This is a genomic window from Methylobacterium sp. D53M (genome assembly GCF_053345625.1).
Genome location: NZ_JBKFAL010000005.1, coordinates 212,442 through 231,183 on the forward strand (window position 1 = coordinate 212,442; position 18,742 = coordinate 231,183).

Annotated in this window: 18 protein-coding genes; 13 read left to right on the forward strand and 5 right to left on the reverse strand. The window is 72.0% G+C overall.

What is annotated here, in order from left to right; translation table 11 throughout:
* Window positions 1–45: 45 nt before the first annotated feature.
* Genes ACLBYG_RS11695 through ACLBYG_RS11715 form a run of 5 tightly spaced genes read right to left on the reverse strand, consistent with a single transcriptional unit; the run spans window position 46 to window position 5,467 of the window.
* Window positions 46–849 (reverse strand): enoyl-CoA hydratase/isomerase family protein, encoded by an 804-nt coding sequence (locus ACLBYG_RS11695; RefSeq protein WP_447681566.1) that lies wholly within the window; start codon window positions 847–849, stop codon window positions 46–48.
* Window positions 846–2,102 carry a CaiB/BaiF CoA transferase family protein gene (locus ACLBYG_RS11700; RefSeq protein WP_447681567.1) on the reverse strand — a complete coding sequence of 419 codons (1,257 nt, stop codon included), beginning with the start codon at window positions 2,100–2,102 and terminating at the stop codon, window positions 846–848. Before ACLBYG_RS11700 ends, ACLBYG_RS11695 begins: the two co-directional genes overlap by 4 nt.
* Window positions 2,103–2,116: 14 nt before the next feature.
* Window positions 2,117–3,247, reverse strand: a complete 1,131-nt coding sequence (locus ACLBYG_RS11705) for an acyl-CoA dehydrogenase family protein (protein WP_447681568.1) — start codon at window positions 3,245–3,247, stop codon at window positions 2,117–2,119.
* A gap of 5 nt (window positions 3,248–3,252) precedes the next feature.
* Entirely contained in the window at window positions 3,253–4,404 is a 1,152-nt protein-coding gene (locus tag ACLBYG_RS11710; protein WP_447681569.1) for an acyl-CoA dehydrogenase family protein, read from the reverse strand.
* A 52-nt stretch (window positions 4,405–4,456) separates the two neighbouring features.
* Entirely contained in the window at window positions 4,457–5,467 is a 1,011-nt protein-coding gene (locus ACLBYG_RS11715) for an ABC transporter substrate-binding protein (RefSeq protein WP_447681570.1), read from the reverse strand.
* Window positions 5,468–5,874: 407 nt separating this feature from the next.
* Here ACLBYG_RS11715 and ACLBYG_RS11720 point away from each other — a divergent pair, with 407 nt between their 5' ends.
* From ACLBYG_RS11720 to ACLBYG_RS11780, 13 genes are all read left to right on the forward strand, one after another.
* On the forward strand, window positions 5,875–6,627 hold the full coding sequence (locus tag ACLBYG_RS11720) for an IclR family transcriptional regulator (protein ID WP_244492290.1): 753 nt from the start codon (window positions 5,875–5,877) through the stop codon (window positions 6,625–6,627).
* A gap of 146 nt (window positions 6,628–6,773) precedes the next feature.
* The gene (locus ACLBYG_RS11725; RefSeq protein ID WP_447681571.1) at window positions 6,774–8,012 is read left to right on the forward strand and encodes an MFS transporter; all 1,239 of its coding nucleotides are present in this window, start codon (window positions 6,774–6,776) and stop codon (window positions 8,010–8,012) included.
* A gap of 127 nt (window positions 8,013–8,139) precedes the next feature.
* A complete protein-coding gene (locus ACLBYG_RS11730) occupies window positions 8,140–8,949 on the forward strand; it encodes an N-acyl homoserine lactonase family protein (protein ID WP_447681572.1) in 810 nt (269 codons plus the stop codon).
* 12 nt (window positions 8,950–8,961) lie between these two features.
* Window positions 8,962–9,288: an NIPSNAP family protein gene (locus tag ACLBYG_RS11735; RefSeq protein WP_020093160.1), complete on the forward strand. Its 327-nt coding sequence runs from the start codon at window positions 8,962–8,964 to the stop codon at window positions 9,286–9,288.
* Between the two features lie 55 nt (window positions 9,289–9,343).
* Window positions 9,344–10,216: an NAD(P)-dependent oxidoreductase gene (locus ACLBYG_RS11740; RefSeq protein WP_447681573.1), complete on the forward strand. Its 873-nt coding sequence runs from the start codon at window positions 9,344–9,346 to the stop codon at window positions 10,214–10,216.
* 4 nt (window positions 10,217–10,220) lie between these two features.
* Window positions 10,221–11,657 carry an aldehyde dehydrogenase family protein gene (locus ACLBYG_RS11745; protein WP_447681574.1) on the forward strand — a complete coding sequence of 479 codons (1,437 nt, stop codon included), beginning with the start codon at window positions 10,221–10,223 and terminating at the stop codon, window positions 11,655–11,657.
* 58 nt (window positions 11,658–11,715) lie between these two features.
* Entirely contained in the window at window positions 11,716–12,117 is a 402-nt protein-coding gene (locus ACLBYG_RS11750; protein ID WP_091928057.1) for a carboxymuconolactone decarboxylase family protein, read from the forward strand.
* Between the two features lie 70 nt (window positions 12,118–12,187).
* Window positions 12,188–13,564: an MFS transporter gene (locus ACLBYG_RS11755; protein WP_447681575.1), complete on the forward strand. Its 1,377-nt coding sequence runs from the start codon at window positions 12,188–12,190 to the stop codon at window positions 13,562–13,564.
* A 26-nt stretch (window positions 13,565–13,590) separates the two neighbouring features.
* Entirely contained in the window at window positions 13,591–14,496 is a 906-nt protein-coding gene (locus tag ACLBYG_RS11760; RefSeq protein WP_447681576.1) for an NAD(P)-dependent oxidoreductase, read from the forward strand.
* A gap of 9 nt (window positions 14,497–14,505) precedes the next feature.
* Window positions 14,506–14,895, forward strand: a complete 390-nt coding sequence (locus tag ACLBYG_RS11765; RefSeq protein ID WP_020093166.1) for a cupin domain-containing protein — start codon at window positions 14,506–14,508, stop codon at window positions 14,893–14,895.
* A complete protein-coding gene (locus ACLBYG_RS11770; RefSeq protein WP_020093167.1) occupies window positions 14,892–15,656 on the forward strand; it encodes a carboxymuconolactone decarboxylase family protein in 765 nt (254 codons plus the stop codon). The genes ACLBYG_RS11765 and ACLBYG_RS11770 overlap by 4 nt, the downstream gene beginning before the upstream one ends.
* 85 nt (window positions 15,657–15,741) lie before the next feature.
* The gene (locus ACLBYG_RS11775) at window positions 15,742–16,434 is read left to right on the forward strand and encodes a GntR family transcriptional regulator (protein ID WP_132368332.1); all 693 of its coding nucleotides are present in this window, start codon (window positions 15,742–15,744) and stop codon (window positions 16,432–16,434) included.
* A 224-nt stretch (window positions 16,435–16,658) separates the two neighbouring features.
* Window positions 16,659–18,698 (forward strand): molybdopterin-containing oxidoreductase family protein, encoded by a 2,040-nt coding sequence (locus ACLBYG_RS11780; protein ID WP_447681577.1) that lies wholly within the window; start codon window positions 16,659–16,661, stop codon window positions 18,696–18,698.
* Window positions 18,699–18,742: the final 44 nt, after the last annotated feature.

Consider the following 18,742-nt stretch of genomic DNA (forward strand, 5'->3'; position numbering starts at 1 on the left):
GTTTCGGTCTTGATGCGGGCGGCAATGGGACCGGGCCCCGACGCGTCAGGTCCTGTCGCGCCCCCCGATGAAAGCCTGCACGGCCTCCCGATGCTCGGGCGTCGCGGTGACGACGGCGTAGTGCGAGGAGATCAGGTCGAGGTTGGTGCGCAGGTCGTTGCGCATGCCTTGGTAGACCGCGCGCTTGATCAGGCTCAGCGTCAGCGGCGGCGCCTCGGCGATTTTCCGCGCCAGCGCTGCCACGGCCGGCATCAGGTCCGCGTCGGCGTGGACGCCATTGACGAGGCCGATCCGCAGGGCCTCGTCGGCATCGACGAAATCGCCGGTGAAGAACAGCTCCAGCGCCTTCGCGGTCCCGACAAGGCGGGGCAGGAAATGGGCGCCGCCCGCGCCGGGGACGAGGCCGACCCGCACGTAGGTCTCGGCGAAGCGGGCGCTCCTGGCGGCGAAGCGCAGGTCGCACATCAGGGCGAGGTCGAGGCCGGCGCCGGTGGCCACGCCGTTCAGGGCGGCGATCACCGGCTTGTCGAGATCCTCCAGCGTCAGCGGGATGCGCTGGATCCGCCCGTAAAGCTCCTCCTTGCGTCGTGCCGGCGGCTGGTCGAGGCGCTCGCCCATCTCGACGATGTCGCCGCCGCTGCAGAAGGCCGAGCCCGCGCCGGTCACCACCACGACGCGGATCGCCGCGTCGGTGCGGCAGCGCTGCAGGGCCTCCGTCCAGGCCTCGATCATCGGGAAGGTGAAGGCGTTCTTCCGCTCGGGCCGGTTCAGCGTGATGGTCGCCACCCCGTCGGCGACGGAGAACAGCAGGTCCTCGCCGGCGTCCTGTGTCTCGGCTTCAGCACTCATCGGGCGGCCTCCAGGGGCGCAGCATCGGAACTGTCCGGCGCGTCGATCAGGGCGGCGATCTCCGCCGGGTCGAGCCCGGCCTCGGCCAGGACCTCGGCGGTGTGCTCGCCGTGCCGGGGGGCGTGGCGGCGGATCGCGAAGCGGCTGCCGCTGAACGAGACCGGCCGGCGCATGGTGCGGTAGCGCCCCTCGCTCGGATGCTCGGCGCTGCCGAAGAAGCCCACCGCCTTCAGGTGCGCGTCCTCCGGCAGGTCCTCCAGGCCGAGGACCGGCATGCACGGGATGCTCACCGAATCGCAAAATGCCACCCACTCGGCGGTGGTCCGGCGCGGCGCCTCTTCCTCGACCAGCGCGTAGAGGATCTCGATGTTCTCGACCCGCACGGCGAGCGGCGCGAAGCGCGGGTCGTCCACGAACTCGAGCCGGCCGGTGTGGATGAAGAAGTCGCGCCAGTTCCGGTCCGAGTAGGGCAGGATGCAGGCGTGGCCGTCCCGGGTCCGGTAGGGCTTGCGCCGCGGGCTCAGGACCCGGTTGAAGCCCGGCGGACCGAGCGGCGGCTCGAAGGCGTAGCCGACCATGTGCTCGACGAAGTTGAACTCCACCATGGTCTCGAACATCGGCACCTCGACCGCCTGCCCGCCGCCGCCGGCCCGGCGCTCGTAGAGGGCGGCGAGGATCGCGCAGGCGATGGCCTGCCCGGCGATCTTGTCGCACAGCACCGTGGGCAGGTACCCGGGCTGGCCGGTGACGGTTGTCTGCAGGGCCGCGAGGCCGGAGCCCGCCTGGATCAGGTCGTCGTAGGCCGCCTTGTGGGCGTAGGGGCCGTCGGCCCCGAACCCGTAGGCGCCGCAGAAGACGATGTTGGGCTTGAGCGCGCGCACGCGCTCGTAGCCGTAGCCCAGGCGCAGGATCGCGTCGGGCCGCATGGAGTGGACGAAGACGTCGGCCGTGGCGATCAGCCGGTCGAGGGCCGCCCGCGCCGCGGCTTGCTTCAGGTCGAGGCGGACGCTGCGCTTGTTGCGGTTGAGGTGCAGGAAGTTGCCGCCCATCCCGGCGCCGCGGGCAGGCCGGTAATGCCGGAAGGAATCGCCCTCCGGCGTCTCGATCTTGATCACGTCGGCGCCGAGATCGGCCAGGATATGCGTCGCCGACGGGCCCATGATTACGCTGGTCAGGTCGACTACCCGCACGCCCGCGAGGGGCCCGGCCGTGTTCGTCTCGGTGGAGTGAGTTTCGGCGGAGTGATCCGGCACGCCTGTCTCCCCTGTCACCCGGCGCCGCCGCGCAGGCGGACCAGCATCGGCCAGAGGGCCGCGCCGCCGCCCGCGCAGACCGCGCGCCCGATCCGCTCCTGCCAGAGGGCGTCGGATCCGAACTCGTCGCGCCAGGACCAGAGCCGCCGCGTCGCGCGGTGGAGCGGGTGTTCCTGGGTGAAGCCCATGGCCCCGTGGATCTGGTGGCCGATCGCCGCGACGTGGCCCGCCGCCTCGCCGCAGCGCGCCTTCGCGATGGCGGTGGCGAGGACGAAGCGCGGATCGCCCCAGCAGGCGGAAGCGAGGTCGGCGGCCGCGCTCGCCGCCGCGACCTCGCCCGCGGCCTCGGCCAGCATGTGCTGGATTGCCTGGAACTTGGCGAGCGGCCGGCCGAATTGCTGCCGCTCCTGGGCGTGAGCGAGGGCCGAGCCGAGGCAGGTCTCCAGGGCACCCACGATCTGCTGCGCCCGAACCCAGGCGCCGACGGATTCGACGGACGGTACGCCCGCTTCGGCGGCCCAGGCCGGCGCGGCGCGGACATCCCCGGCCGGGACGGTGTGGCCGGTCAGGTCGAGGGTGTCACGCGGCTCGCCGGCGAGGTTGTGGTGCGTGTCGCGGAGCGTCTCGGGCGCGGCGATCCGCACGAGGTGCGGGATGCCGGCCGCGTCGACGGCGTCGAGGAGCAGGGCCGCGACCGAACCGCCCCAGGGCACCTGCACGACCCGGCCGTCCAGGACGAACCCCTCCGCGTGGGGCGCGATCCGCACGGTGCCACCGCCCGGGACCAGCGACAGGGCGCCGTCGCCCGCCTGTCCCCCCGCGGCGACCCAGAGCGCCGCGCCCGCGACGGTCTCCGGCAGGGGGAGGGGGAGGGCGGCCCGGCCGCAGCGCCGGATCAGCCGGGCGGCGGTGGTGGCGGCGAGGCCGATCCCGCCCACCGCCTCGGGCACCAGCGCCAGCGGCAGGCCGCTCTCGGCGAGCGCCGTCCAGAGATCCGCCGGCCAGAGATCCGCCGCCCTTGCGGCCGCGCCCGCGGCCCCGTCGCAGGCGGCCAGCAGCGCCGGCGTGAGGTGCTGGGCGAGCAGCCGCTCGACCTGATCGAGGACGATCCCGTCGACCGCGTCGCCTGCCTCGGCGTGCTCCATCCGGCTCATCGCAGCCCCAGCCCCCGGGCGATGACGCCGCGCAGGACCTCGCGGGTGCCGCCGCGCAGCGTGAAGGACGGTGCCCGCAGGGTCACGCCGCCCAGAGCCTCGCGGAAGGCGTCGCCCTGCGCGGTGAGGCTCGGCTCGACCGGCACCAGCCGCCGGGCGATCTCCGGCACCGCGCGCTCGAAGCCGTTGCCGACATCCTTGACGAGCGCCGCCTCGACGCCCGGCACGACGCCCTGGTCGAGGAGGCGGGCCACCGAGGCCGACATGCCCAGCAGCGCGGTCAGCTGCGCCACCATCCGCCCGGTCTCGACCGCCTGGAACCGGTCCGGCTCCGGCCCGATCCGGTCGACGAGTTCGGCGAGCAGCCGGTAATCCGACAGGAAGCGGTCGGGCCCCGAGCGCTCGAAGGCGAGCTCCTCGGTGACGAGACCCCAGCCCGCGCCCTCGGCGCCGACCCGCATCGCGTCGGCGACGCGGTGATCGGTGAAGAACACCTCGTTGAACTCGTGATGGCCCGATAGGTCGAGGATCGGCCGCACCGTCACCCCGGGGGCCGCCATATCGATGATGAACTGGGTCAGCCCGCCGTGCCGGTCCGGCCCCGGCTCGCCGGTCCGGACCAGGGCCAGCAGGTAGTCGACCTGATGGGCGTTCGTCGTCCAGATCTTGGAGCCGTTGATCACCCAATCGTCGCCGTCGCGGACCGCGCGGGTCCGGACGGCGGCGAGGTCCGAGCCGGAATTCGGCTCGCTCATGCCGATGCCGAAGGCGCAGTCGCCCCGGCAGATCCGCGGCAGGATCGCCCGCTTGGCCGCCTCGGTGCCGTGCCGGAGGATCTGCGGCCCCGACTGGCGGTCGGCGATCCAGTGCGCGCCGCAGGGCGCGCCGGCCGCCAGCATCTCCTCGGTGACGACGAAGCGGACGAGGCCGGAGCGGCCGTGGCCGCCATAGGCCTCCGGCATCGTCAGGCCGATGAGGCCCGCGGCCCCCGCGCGCCGGCTGAAGGCGGCGTCGAAGGTCGTCCACGAGGTCCGGTGCGGGACGAAATGCCCGGCCGCCCGTTCCGCGTCGAGGAAGGCGCGGACGGACGCGCGGGCGGCCTCGGCCTCGGGCGGGAGCGGCTCGGCGCTGAAGCGGAAACTGTGCATCGAGGCTCCGTGGGGGCTCCGTGAGCGGCGGGGCGTGCGGGCTGCGCGCCGCTCAGCTGCCGTCGCGGCCCTCGAGACCGGGGAAGAAGATCTCCTGCCAGTCGCCCGGCACCTTCCGCAGGAAGCCCTGCGTCGCCATGGCCTTGGCGAGGGCGACCATGCCCTTCGGGGCCACGTCGTAGACGATGGAGCCGTCGGTCAGGATCGTCTCGACCTGCGCGCGGTCGATCTGAACCTGCTCCGAGGCGAGGTAGATCGACGCCGCGCGCTTGGGGTCGCTGCGGATCAGCGCGACTGCGTCCTCCATCCCGGCGCGGATCGCCTGCGCCACCTTCGGATTCGCGTCGACAAAGCCCTGCTTGGCGTTCAGGGTCGCGGCGGTGATGTCGCCGCTGCCGATCAGGCCGGTCGAGGTCATGACCGTCCGGATCTTCGGATCCGCCTGCAGCACCTGGGTGAAGGGCGGGGTCGCGAAGTAGCCGGCGATGCCCTGTCCGGCGCGCATCGCCGCGGTGGCGTCCGGATGGGGGAGGCTCACCATCAGCGCGTCGGCCTTGGCCGATCCGCCGAGCTGCTGGGCCGCCGCGACCCGCAGCAGGATCGCCTGAGGCGAGTTGAAGGCCGGGACCGCGATCTTGTCGCCGAAGGTGAAGTCCTTCAACGCGGCGACGCCGGGCTTGCCGGTGAACAGCGTGTAGACGACCGAGCTGAGGGCGGTGAGGCTCTTGATCTGCTGGCTCCCGCGGGTCTTGTCCCACGCGATCAGGGCACCGGCCGAGCCGAGTGTGCCGAGCTCGACGCTGTCGGAGAGCAGCGCGTCGTTCATCGCGGTCGAGCCGCTGAAACGCGTCAGCGTGACCGACAAGCCGTCGAGCCCCGCGGCCTTGGCGCGCTTGTCGAAGAGACCCTCGCTCTGCGCGATCATCACCGGCAGGTAGACGAGGCCGTACTGGAGGCCGATGCGGACGGAGGTGGTCTCGGCCCGGGCCGCGCCGCCGAGGGCCGGGAGCAGCAGCGCGGCGGCGAGGAGGCGCGCGGCGATGGCCGCGTGGCGGATCGACATCGGCATTCCTCCCGAGCAGGGCCGCGCTTGCCGCGCGGTCTCCCGGTGCCGGTCAGTCAGACGAGTCCGACACCGCGCACGAGTAGGGCAGAGCCCGCACCCGGCATCAACCGCCATCGCCCATATGCTGAGGAATATCACATATATGATGGGAGTCGCCGGGCATGCCGGATCTATAGTGCCGGCGAGCGGCGCGGGCTGTTGGCGTGGCGGAGGAGGGAACGTGCCTGCGATGCGCTGCGATCACCACGGATCCGCGCGTGGGCGACCAGGGCCGTTTCGAGCTGTGCGGCTTCCGGGGCCGCCGTTTCGCGCGTCGCGGCATGGGTGAGCGCATTGGCGCTCGGGGGGGCGCGTCCACGGACCTGACGGTGGGGGCCGATCCCGCCGGTTCGGATGTGGCCCTAGTGAAGTCCGCCGGACGGGTGCTCCAGATCCTGGAGCTGTTCGACGAGATCCAGCGGGAAGCCAGGGTCTCCGAGATCGCCGAGCGGCTGAGCGTCCCGCAATCCTCGACTTCGGTGCTCCTGAAGAGCCTCGTCCGGCTCGGCTATCTCGACTACGACCCGGCGAGCCGCAGCTTCCTGCCGTCGCCCCGGGTGGCGCTCCTCGGCGCGTGGCTCGACAAGGGACCGGTGCGCGACGGCAGCCTCGTGCGCATGCTCGAGCACCTGTCGGAGCGCACGGGCGGGACGGTGATCCTCGCCGCGCGCAACGCGATCTTCTCGCAGTACGTCCACGTCCTGCAGGCGCGCACCGCCATGCGCTTCCACGTTCCGCCCGGGACGCGCCGCCTCGTCGTCTGGTCGGCGACCGGCACCGCGCTCCTCGCCGACAGCCCGGAGGCCGAGATTGGTCCGCTGGTCCGCCGCACGAACGCGGAGGCGCCGGCCGAGCAGCCGCCGATCGCGGTCGCGGCCGTCCTGGCCAACCTGGCGCGGCTGCGGCGGGACGGACACTTCCTCTCCCGCGGGCTCGTCACGCCGGGCGCCGGCTCGATCGCGGTCCCGCTGCCCCGGCGCATCGACAGCAAGGGCCGCCCGCTGGCGGTCGCCGTGTCCGGCCTGCTCGACGAGTTCGAGCGTCGGGAAGCGGAGATCGCCGCGACGATCCACGACGCGGTGGCGCGGTTCCTGCCGGAGGATCCGTCGCGGCCCTGAGGCCGGTCGCCGTCGACCCCGCCGTCACCTCCGAACCCCGCGCACGGCTGCAGATCGAGGATTGCGGGGCTGCTCGGCCCGGTAGCGCGCTAGTGAGGCTCGGGGCCCTGCAGCCTCGAAGACGACCACGTGGAGACATCATCATCGTGCCCGGCGCCCCAACCGCGCGCGGCTCCGAGCCGCCCGATACGCAGCCGCGTCCGACCATCGCCGGCAACGTCGCCCTCGGCGTCACGCAGATCGTCCTGTGGGGCGGCACGTTCTTCCTCACCGCCGTCGTCTCGGACCCGATCGTCGCCGAGACCGGCTGGCCGCAGGCGATGGTGGTGGGCGCACTGTCGCTCGCGATCTTCGTGTCGGGCCTGCCCGCGCCGTTCGTCGGCCGCATGATCCGGCGTCACGGCGGGCGGCCGGTCCTCGTAGCCGGCGCCACGATCATCGCGGCGGGCCTCGTGCTGATGGCGGTCGCGCAGTCCCTCCCGGTCTTCCTGCTCGCCTGGATGGTCGCTGGCCTCGGCATGTCGGCCGCGCTCTACGACCCGCTCTTCGCGGCGATCGGCCAAGCCTACGGCGCCGCCGCGCGCGGGGCGATGACCCAGATCGCGATCTCGTCGGGCTTCGCGGTCTCGCTCTGCTGGCCCGCCACGCGGTTCCTGGTCGATCATGTCGGCTGGCGCGGGGCCTGCCTCACCTACGCGATCCTGTCCGTCGCCCTCGTGGTCCCACTCTTCGCCTGGGCGCTGCCGGCCCGGAGCCGGGGCGCGGTCGAGCCCGCCGCGGCGCCCCGGCCCTACGAGCCGACCGGCTCGACCGAAGCGGCGCGCCTGCCGGCGGAGCGTCTGCTCGCCGTGACCTTCACGATGGCGGCGATGATCATGACCGCTACTTCGGTGCAACTGCTCAACCTGCTGCAGACGCTGGGCGTCGGCGCGACCGCCGCGGTGGCCCTGACCGGCCTGATCGGTCCCGCCCAGGTCGGCGTGCGCGTCGTCGAACTGGCCCTCGGCCGCCGCGCCCACCCGGCCTGGTCCCTGCTCCTGTCGAGCGCCAGCGTCGGGCTGGGGCTCCTGCTGCTGGCGACGATCCCGTCCCTGGCGTGGCTCGCGATGCTGCTCTACGGCGCCGGCAACGGCATGCGCACCGTCGTGCGGGGCACGCTGCCGCTGGCGCTCTACGGACAGGACCAGTACGCGGCGGCGATGGGCCGGCTCGCCCGCCTCCCGCTCCTCGGCCAGGCGATCACGCCCCTGGCCTGCGGCTACGTCGCCGAACGGCTCGGCCTGCTGCCCCTGCTGGAGGTGATGCTGGCCGTGGCGGCGATCAATCTCGGCCTGTCCCTGTGGGTGTTCGGCTTCGCGATGCGTCGCCCGAGGGCGCCGGCCTGATCGGCGGATGCGGACCAGATTTTGCCGGATTGACAGATTGTCGGACGATGTGCTCCATTCGGCTCGCGGATGAAAGGCATCCGCGAGGATGAGCCGGGTCAACCGGCCGCCCGAAGGAAACGCCCGCATGGACGCAGAGATCTACGAGATCTACGCGATCAAGTACGCGCATCATCACCGTATGGCCCGCGAGAACTTCATCGGCGGGGACATCCACGACGGCCCGATGCCGATCGATTACTTCGTCTGGGTCGTCGTCGGCGGTGGCAGGACGATCGTCGTCGATACCGGCTTCGACCGCGCGATGGCGACGAAGCGGGGCCGCAGCATCGTGCGGCCGGTCGAGGAGGGCCTGGCGCGGATCGGTGTCGACCCGCTGCGGGTCGAGGACGTCGTCCTGACCCACCTGCATTACGACCACGCCGGCAACCACGACCTGTTCCCGACGGCCCGCTTCCACGTCCAGGAACGCGAGATGGCGTTCTGCACCGGCCGGTGCATGTGCCATCCGGAGGTCCGCCACCCCTTCGCCGCCGAGGACGTGAAAGCGATGGTGGACCGCCTGTTCGAGGACCGCGTCCGCTTCCGCGAGACGACCGACACGCTGCATCCGGGGATCACCCTCCACCGGGTCGGCGGCCATTCGGACGGCCTGCAGATCGTCCGAGTCCGCACCGCGCGCGGCTGGGTCGTACTGGCCTCCGACGCCGCGCACTTCTACGCCAATATCGGTCGCCGGCTCGCCTATCCCATCGTCTACAATGTCGGCGACATGTTCGAGGGCTACCGGACGGTCCGGCATCTGGCCGAGTCCGAAAATCACATCGTCCCGGGCCACGATCCGCAGGTTCTCGCGATCTACCCGCCGGCGGCCGAGGATCTCGCCGGCTGGATCGCGCGCGTCGACCTGCCTCCGACCGCTTCACCGACCTACTGACCGGAGGATTCCATGATCGTCGAGATGCGCGTCTACTACTGCGCCCCGACACGCCTGCCGGCGCTGCTGGAGCGGTTCCGCTCCACGACGCTCGGCTTCTTCCAGAAATACGGCATCGAGCAGGTCGGCTTCTGGACCACGCTCGTCGGTCCCGACAACCACGCGCTCACCTACCTGCTCAAGTGGGAGGACATGGCCCAGCGCGAGGCGCGCTGGAACGCCTTCCAGGCCGATCCGGACTGGATCGCCGCCCGCGCCGAGACCGAGAAGGACCGGCCGATCGTCGCCCGGATCGAGAACACCTTCCTCGCCCCCACGGACTTCTCCGCCCTGCGCTGACGGGGATACGCGGCGCCGGGCCAGTCCGACCGTCGCTCAGAGGGATATTCACGGCATGGAACAGAGAACCATCGGCGTCATCGGCCTCGGCATGATGGGCGATCCCATGAGCCGGTGCCTGGCCCGAGCGGGGCACGCGCTCCGCCTGCTGGACGCGGATGCAGGCCGGACCGACGCGCTCGCCCGGGATCTCGGCGCGGCGACGCTCACGCGGGACAACGCGTCCGAACTCGACCTGCTGATCACGATGCTGCCGAACTCGGCCATCGTCGAGGCGGTGCTGCTCGACGAGGGCTGGGCCGACGCGCTCCCGGCCGGCGCCACCGTGATCGACATGAGCTCGTCGGAGCCGGTGCGCTCCCGCGCGCTCGGCGAGACGCTCGCCGGGAAGGGGCTCGGCTATCTCGACGCGCCGGTCTCGGGCGGCGTGCGGCGGGCCGTGGACGGCACGCTCGCGATCCTCGTCGGCGGCGAGGCGGATCTCCTCGCCCGCTGGCGGCCGGTTCTGGAGGCGATGGGCTCATCCGTCCTGCATATCGGCCCGGCGGGATCGGGCCACGCCGCCAAGGCGCTGAACAACTTCGTCTCCGCCGCGGGCCTGCTCGCCACCGTCGAGGCGCTCCACGTGGCGCAGCGCTTCGGCATCGCGCCGGAGGCCATGACCGACGTGCTCAACGCCTCGTCCGGGCGCAGCAACACCTCCGAGAACAAGGTCAAGCAGTTCATGCTCAGCGGCAGCTTCGCCTCGGGCTTCTCGCTGAAGCTGATGGACAAGGATCTCGGCATCGCCGGGGCCCTGGCCCGATCGGTCGACTACCCGCTCGGGTTCGGCCGGCACTGCATCGAGACCTGGCACGCCATCGCCGCCGAGGTCGGGCCCGCGGCCGACCACACCGAGATGTACCGCCTGCTGGCCGAGGGAGCCTGAGACGATGGCGCTCCCGGATCTCAGCCGCTTCTACATCGACGGCGCCTGGGTCGAGCCGGTTTCGGCCCGGCTGTTCCCGCTGATCGACCCCGCCACCGAGACGGCGTTCGGCACCCTCGCGCTCGGCGATGCCGCGGATGTCGACCGGGCCGTGCGCGCGGCCCACGCCGCCTTCCCGGCCTTCTCGGAGACGGCGCCCGCCGAACGCGTCGCGCTCCTCCGCCGGATCCTCACGCTCTTCGAGGAGCGGTTCGAGATCTTCGCGGAGACGATCCGGCAGGAGATGGGCTCGCCCATCGGCTTCGCGCGCAAGGGGCAGGCGGCGCGGGGCCCGGCGCACCTCAACGCGCTCATCGCGGTGATGGAGCGCTTCGCGTTCGAGGAGGATCGCGGCACCACCCGGATCCGGCGCGAGCCGATCGGCGTCTGCGGCCTGATCACCCCCTGGAACTGGCCGATCAACCAGATCGTCGTGAAGATCGCCCCGGCGCTCGCGGCCGGCTGCACGATGGTGCTGAAGCCCAGCGAGTACTCGGCGGTCAGCGCGATGCTGTTCGCGCAGGTCCTCCACGACGCGGGCGTGCCGCCGGGCGTGTTCAACCTCGTGAACGGGGACGGCCCCGGCGTCGGCGCCGCGATCGCCGCGCATCCGGGGATCGACATGGTCTCGTTCACCGGGTCGACCCGCGCCGGGATCGAGATCGCCCGGGCGGCGGCGCCGACCATCAAGCGCGTCGCGCAGGAACTCGGCGGCAAGTCCGCCAACATCCTGCTGGAGGACGTCGACTTCGATCAGGCGGTCCGGCGCGGCGTCGCGGCCTGCTGCACGAATTCGGGCCAGTCCTGCTCGATCCCGACGCGGATGCTCGTGCCCCGGGCCCGGATGGACGAGGCGGCCGCCATCGCGGCCGAGGCGGCGGCGGGCTTCCGGCTCGGCCCGACCGCCGACCCCGAGACGGATCTCGGCCCGGTGGTCAACCGCACCCAGTACGAGCGCGTCGTCGGGCTGATCCGCACCGGCATCGCGGAGGGCGCGCGGCTCGTCGCCGGCGGCCCGGAGCGGCCGGACCACCTCGACCGCGGCTTCTACGTCCGCCCGACAATCTTCGCCGATGTGACCCCCGACATGACCATCGCGCGGGAGGAGATCTTCGGCCCGGTCCTGTCGATCCTCGCCTACGACAGCGAGGACGAGGCGATCGCGATCGCCAACGGCTCGCGCTACGGGCTCGCCGCCTACGTGCAGGGACGGGACCGCGACCGGGCGCGCGCCGTGGCGCGGCGGCTCATCGGCGGCCAGGTCCACATCAACTACCCGCCCCCGGACGTCCACGCGCCGTTCGGCGGCTACCGCCAGTCCGGCAACGGCCGGGAATGGGGCGAGGCCGGTCTCCAGGAATACCTCGAGACCAAGGCGATGATCGGCTTCGGCCTCGACTGAACCGTCCCGCGCGATGCGGCCGGCGCCCGCGCGCGTCGGCCCCGATCAGGAGAACCAGATGTCCGACGAGAGCGAGCTGTTCGGCCAGGGTTTCGAGAACCGCAAGACCGTCCTCGGCGCCGCCCATGTCGAGAAGTCCTGGGCCAATGCCGACGCGTTCAACCGCCCGGTCCAGCGGCTCGTGACGGAGTATTGCTGGGGCGCGGTCTGGGGCGACGAGACGCTGCCGTTCAAGACCCGCAGCATGCTCAACATCGCGATGCTGACCGCGATGAACCAGCACCACGAACTCGGCGTCCACGTCAAAGGCGCGCTCAACAACGGCGTGACCCGGGACGAGATCCAGGCGGTGCTGATGCAGGCGCTCGTCTATTGCGGCGCCCCGGCGGCCCTGGCGGCCTTCCGGACCGCCTCCGCGGCGATCGCCGATTGGGACAGAGAGCACGCCAGCGGGCGCTGAGCCCGCACCCGCGCCCAGGTCCGACGCAGTCAGAAAACTCGCGCGGCAGACGAACAGGGAGGGAGACGCCATGACGGTCACGTCGGCAACCTTGGCAACGGACGCGGCGGGCGCGCGCTCGGCCGCGTCCCAGTCGATCGAGGAGAAGCGGAAGAGCGCCATTCGCGGCGCGTTCTTCTCCGAATACATCGACATGTTCGACATCTACCTGCCGGTGGTCGCGCTGGCGCCGGTGATGTTCATGTTCCAGCCGAAGGACCTGTCTCCCCAGATGGAGACGGTGCTGGCCTCGCTGGTGTTCATCACAACCCTGCTCGGCCGCCCGATCGGCGCGCTCATCTTCGGCCTGATCGCCGACAAGGTCGGCCGCCGGGCCGCCTCGATCTACTCGGTGGCGGGCTTCGGGGTGATCACGCTGCTGATCGGCCTGCTGCCCGGCTACGAGACGCTCGGCCTCGCCTCGTACATCCTGCTGGTGCTGCTGCGCTTCCTCGACGGCATCTTCCTCGGCGGCGGCTACACCGGGGCGATGCCGCTCGCCATCGAGTATTCCAAGAAGGACAAGCGCGGCTTCGTCGGCGGCCTGATCATCGCGGGCTTCCCGGCCGCCTATGTCAGCATCAACCTCATCACGATGCTGATGTTCTACCTGTTCCCGCTCGACGGGCCCGGGTCGCCCTACACAATCTGGGGCTGGCGCATCCCCTTCATCGTCGGCGCGGCACTCGCCGGCCTGCTCGCGCTCTACTACGTCCACAAGGTTTCGGAATCGGAGGTCTGGAAGAAGGAGGCCGCCGCCGGGGCAGAACAGGCCGAGGCATCGCCCATGGCGGGCCTGTTCTCCGGGAAGGGCGGGCGCGACCTCCTGCAGGTCCTGCTGCTGATGACCGGCTTCTGGACGACGCAGAACATCATCACGATCTACATGCCGACCGGTCTGCTGGTGAAGACCCTGCACCTCAACGGCTTCGCGCTGACCGCGACGCTGATGATCTGCTACACGATCCTGTTCTTCAGCTACATCGGCTCCGGCCTCCTCGGGCAGCTCATCGGCCGCCGGCGGTTCTTCGTGATCGTCGGCCCGCTGATCGCGACGGTGGGCGCGTACATCCTCTACACGCTGACCGTCACGCCCGAGATGGCGTTCGGCACCCGCGTGCTGCTGGTCAGCCTCCTGGCGGTGATCGTGACCTCGCCCTGGGGCGTCATCGTCACCTACATCAACGAGCGCTTCGCCACGGATGTCCGCGCCACCGGCTTCGGCATCGGCTTCAGCCTCTCGGTGGTGATCCCGTCCTTCTACGCCTTCTACATGGACTGGCTGAGCGCGCTGATGCCGCTCGCGCTGACGCCCGTGGCCCTGCTCATCGTCGGCGGCCTGATCGGCACCGTGGGCGCGCTCATCGGGCCGGAGACCAAGGACGTCGATTTCGGCACCGGCCACTGAGCCGGACGCCGCGCGGAGGACGCAGCATGAACGGGAACCGGATCGGTTTCATCGGGCTCGGCAACATGGGCGGCCGCATGACGCGCCGCCTGACCGGCGCGGGGATCGATGTGGTCGGCTTCGACACCGACCAAGAGGCCGCCGCGCGCTGGGGCGCGACGGACGCGGCCTCGATCGCCGCGGTCGTCGGTGAGACGGACGTGGTCCTGATGTCCCTGCCCGACAGCAAGGTGGTCGAGCGCGTCGTGCTCGGCGCGGGCGGGGTCCTCGCGGGCTGCCGGGACGGGCAGATCGTCGTCGACCTGAGCACGGCCTCGGCCAGCTCGACGCGCCGCATCGCCGCGGCGCTGGCCGAGCGCGGCGTCGCCTACGTCGACGCGGGCATCTCCGGGGGCGCCGCCGCGGCCGAGAAAGGCACGCTGACCTTGATGGTCGGCGGCGATCCCGCCGTCATCGACCGACTGGGCTGGGTGTTCGCGCCGATCGCCCAGAAGGTCGTCGTGATGGGCGGATCGGGGGCCGGCCACACGACCAAGCTGCTCAACAACTTCCTGAACGCGGTCAGCCTCGCCGCCACCGCGGAGGTCATGGTCGCGGGCCGGAAGGCCGGGCTCGACCTGCACCGGCTCCTGGAGGTGCTGAACGCCTCCAGCGGCGTCAACTTCGCGACGCTGAACCGTTTCCCGAAGATCGTCGACGGCGACTACCTGGAAGGCGGCCTGACCGGCAAGCTGATGACCAAGGACGTCGTGCTCTACACCGATCTCCTGCACGAGCTCGGCGTCGCCTCCCTCAACGCGTCCGGCCCGATGGCGAGCTTCGGCCTCGCCACGGCGCTCGGCTACGGCGACGTCATCTCCAACCGCGTCGTCGACGCCATCGGCGACGTCTCCGGCGGCGTCCGGCTCCACGGCAACCGACACGAGAACTGAGAGGATACGATGCAGATCTTCCACGGCCGCGAGAACAGCGCGAAGTCCGAGAGCCGCGGGCCGACCTTCACCGGACAGGTCTGGGCCGACCCGGTGATGCCGTCGACGGGCGGCGTGATGATCAACAACGTCTTCTTCACGCCCGGCGCGCGGACCTTCTGGCACGCGCACGCGCAGGGCCAGATCCTGCAGGTCACGGCCGGCAAGGGCTGGATCTGCGTCGCGGGCCAGCAGGCGCAGCCGATCCGCGCGGGCGACACCGTCTGGATCCCCGCGGACGAGCGGCACTGGCACGGTGCGGCCGCCGACAGCTACCTGCTCCACACGGCGATCTCGCTCGGCAAGACCGACTGGCAGGACGAGGTGGTCGAGGCCGATTACGCCGGAGCCACGGCATGACCGGGCCCGCGCCGAGCCCGGAGAGCCTCCGGCACACCGTGCAGGGCGAGCTCGGTTACTGGGACGCGGAGCAGGCGGCCCTCGCCGAGCTGGCCCCGGGCTTCCTCGACGCCTGGGCCCGGCTGGCGATGGTCCCGGTGCGCAAGAACCATCTCGGCGCCAAGGACCGCGCCCTGATCGCGCTCTCGGCCGCGACGGCCGCGACCCACCTCTACGCGCCCGGGACGCGCCGCCAGATCCGCAACGCCCTCGACGCGGGCGCGACGGCCGAGGAGATCACGGAGGTGCTCGCGCTCACGGCGACCCTCGGCATCCACGCCTGCAACATCGGCGTGCCGCTGCTGCTGGAGGTGCTGGAGGAGGCCGGTCAGCGGAGCGGCCCCGCGCCGCTGACGCCGCGGCAGGAGCAGCTGAAATCCGACTTCACCCGCGACCGGGGCTACTGGCACGCGTTCTGGGACGGTCTCCTTGAGCTCGATCCCGACCTGTTCGAGGGCTATCTCGACTTCTCGGCCTGGCCCTGGCGCCACGGCGTGCTCACGCCGAAGATGAAGGAGTTCGTCTACTGCGCCTTCGACGCGGCGGCGACGCACCTCTACGTGCCGGGCCTGAAGATGCACATGAAGAACGCCCTCGGTTACGGGGCGACCAAGGAGGAGCTGATGGAAGTCCTCGAGATTGTCAGCCTGATCGGCATGCACGGCGCGGAACTGGCCGCGCCGATCCTGCGCGACGAACTGGCCGCGCGGGGCCGGGGCTGACCGACGCGCGCCGGGGCACGCCTTGCCACCCGAGGCTGCGCCATGCCACCGCTTCGGCTCGCCAATGATCCCCGAATCCCCAGCGATGAACAAGATCAGGGCCATCCAGCCGGACACGCTCCGGCAAAAGGTCGAGGACGCCGTCCGCGAGGCGATCACGTCGGGCGTCTACGCCCCCGGCGAGCGGCTGATCGAGCGCGAGTTGTGCGAGGGGCTCGGCGTCAGCCGCGCCTCCGTGCGCGAGGCCCTGCGCCGGCTCGAGGCCGAGAAGCTCGTCCACACGGTGCCGCATCGCGGCCCGGTCGTGGCCTCGATCTCGGTGGAGGAGGCGCGTCAGCTCTACGCGCTGCGGGCCGTGCTGGAGGGCTACGCGGCGCACGAATTCGCCACCCAGGCCACGGACGCGGCGATCGTCGAGTTCGGACGCGCAGCCGGTGATCTGCGCGAGGCCGCCGGCAGCGGCGACACGGACCGCGTCCTGCGCGCCAAGGGCGTCCTGTACGACGTGATGCTCAGCCATTGCGGGAACGATCTGGTCCGCGAGACCCTTCGCGGCTTCTACTCCCGGATCAACCTGCTGCGCGCGACATCGCTGATGCATCCCGAGCGGCTGCCGCACAGCCTCGCCGAGATCGACGCCCTCGTCGCGGCCTTCCGGGCCCGGGACGCCGCGAAGGCCGAGCAGCTGGCCCGCCTCCACGTCACCAACGCGTGCGCGGTCGCCCTCAAGCAGCTCGCGTTCCGCATCGCGCAGACGTCCCTCGACGCGGTGAGCTGAGCGCGCGGTCCGCGGGCGCGCAGACCCTGCGCGGGGGAGGGCGGCGAGGTCGCCTCCGCGGCGACGCCCGTGGCCGAGGCGGTCCAGATGATCGATGCCGTGTCGGTGATGTCGCGCGCCCTGCGCCGAGCGACCGGCGGCGACACGCCTTGCGATCCCCCGGCGGAAGGCCCAGAACCGCACGGTCCTTGCTTCCCCATGCTGGCGCCACGGGAGTTCGTCGCTTGGTCCGGACCGTCTGCCCGCACGATTGCCCCTCCGCCTGCAGCCTCGACGTTGAAGTCGCGGACGGGCGCGTCGTCTCGGTCCGGGGCGGCGACAACCCCTACACGGCCGGGGTGATCTGCGCGAAGGTCAGCCGCTACGGCGAGCGCGTCCACCACCCGGACCGGATCCTCCACCCCATGGAGCGCGTCGGGCCGAAGGGCGGCGGGGCGTGGCGCCGGATCTCCTGGGACGCGGCGCTCGACCGGCTGGCCGCGGCCTTCTCCGAGACGGCGGACCGTTGGGGGCCGGAGGCGGTCTGGCCGTACAACTCGGGCGGCACCATGGGCCTCGTCCAGCGCGACGGCATCCACCGGCTGACCCACGTGATGGGCTACTCGCGGCGCAAGCGCACCATCTGCACGGCGGTGGCGATCGCGGGCTGGAGCGCCGGGGTCGGCCGGATCGCCGGGCCGGATCCGCGCGAGATGGCGCTGTCCGACCTGATCGTGGTCTGGGGCGGCAACCCGGTCAGCACGCAGGTCAACGCGATGACCCACATCAGCCGCGCCCGCAAGACGCGCGGCGCCAAGCTGGTGGTGATCGATCCGTACCGCACCGGGACCGCGGCGGCGGCCGACCTCCACCTCGCGCCCCGGCCCGGGACCGACGGGGCGCTGGCCTGCGCGGTGCTCCACGTCCTGTTCCGCGACGGCCACGCGGACCGGGTCTATCTCGCCGCGCACGCGCAGGACACGGCCGCGCTGGAGGCGCATCTGGCGTCGCGCACGCCCGAATGGGCGGCGGCGATCACCGGCCTGGAGCCCGCCGCGATCGAGGCCTTCGCGGCCCTCTACGGCAACACGCCGCGCAGCTACATCCGCTGCGGTTTCGGCTTCACCCGAAGCCGCAACGGCGCGGTGAACCTGCACGCGGTGACCTGCCTGCCGACCGTCACCGGCGCGTGGCAGCACCCGGGCGGCGGTGCCCTCTGGCAGCACGCCGCGATCTTCAACTGGGACAAGACCCTGACGGAGGGTCTCGACGCCCGGGCGCCGGGCGTGCGCGAGCTCGACATGAGCCGGATCGGCGCCGTGCTCGCCGACGATCCCGACGCCCTGCAGGGCGGGCCCCCGGTCCGCGCCATGCTGATCCAGTCGGCCAATCCCGCGGTCTCCGCGCCCGACAGCGCCCGGGTGCGCGCCGGGCTCGCGCGGCCGGACGTGTTCGTGGCCGTGCACGAGCAGTTCCTGACGGAGACGGCCGCGCTCGCCGACCTCGTGCTGCCGGCCACCACCTTCCTGGAGCACGACGACATCTACGGGGCCGGCGGCCACAGCCACATCCAGGCCGGCCCGGCGATCCTGGAGCCGCCGGGCGCGTGCCGGTCGAACCACGCGCTCCTCTCGGCGCTCGCCGCCCGGCTCGGCGCGGAGCACGCGGGCTTCCGCCTGAGCGCCCGGGACCTCGCCGACGCGACCCTGGCGCGCTCCGGCTGGGGTGGCCTCGACAGGCTGGAGGCGGAGGGCTGGATCGACGCGCAGCCGGACTTTGCCGAGAGCCACTTCCTGAACGGGTTCGGCCATCCCGACGGGCGCTTCCGCTTCGCGCCCGACTGGGCGTCACTGGGCCCGCGCGCGGCCGGGATGCCGTCCCTGCCGGATCACTGGTCGGAGGCCGAGCCCGCCGATGCGGAGCACCCGTTCCGCATGATCGCCCCGCCGGCCCGCCAGTTCCTCAACGCGACCTTCACTAACGTGCCCGAGTCGCTCCGCCGCGAGGGGCGGCCGACCTGCCTGATCCACCCCGCGGACGGCGACCGGCTCGGGATCGGCACGGGGGACGCCGTCGAGGTCGGCAACGCACGCGGCCGGGTCCGGCTGCACGCGCGGCTGGCCGAGGGGCAGCAGCCGGGCGTCGTCGTGGTCGAGAGCCTGTGGCCGAGCGCGGCCTTCATCGGCGGGGGCAGCGGGATCAACGCGCTGATCGGGTCCGCGCCGGCCGCGCCCAACGACGGCGCCGCCTTCCACGACACCGCGGTCTGGGTCCGCGCGGCCTGAATTCCGGACCGCACCGGGCTGAGGCCGAACCGGCCTGCGGGGGC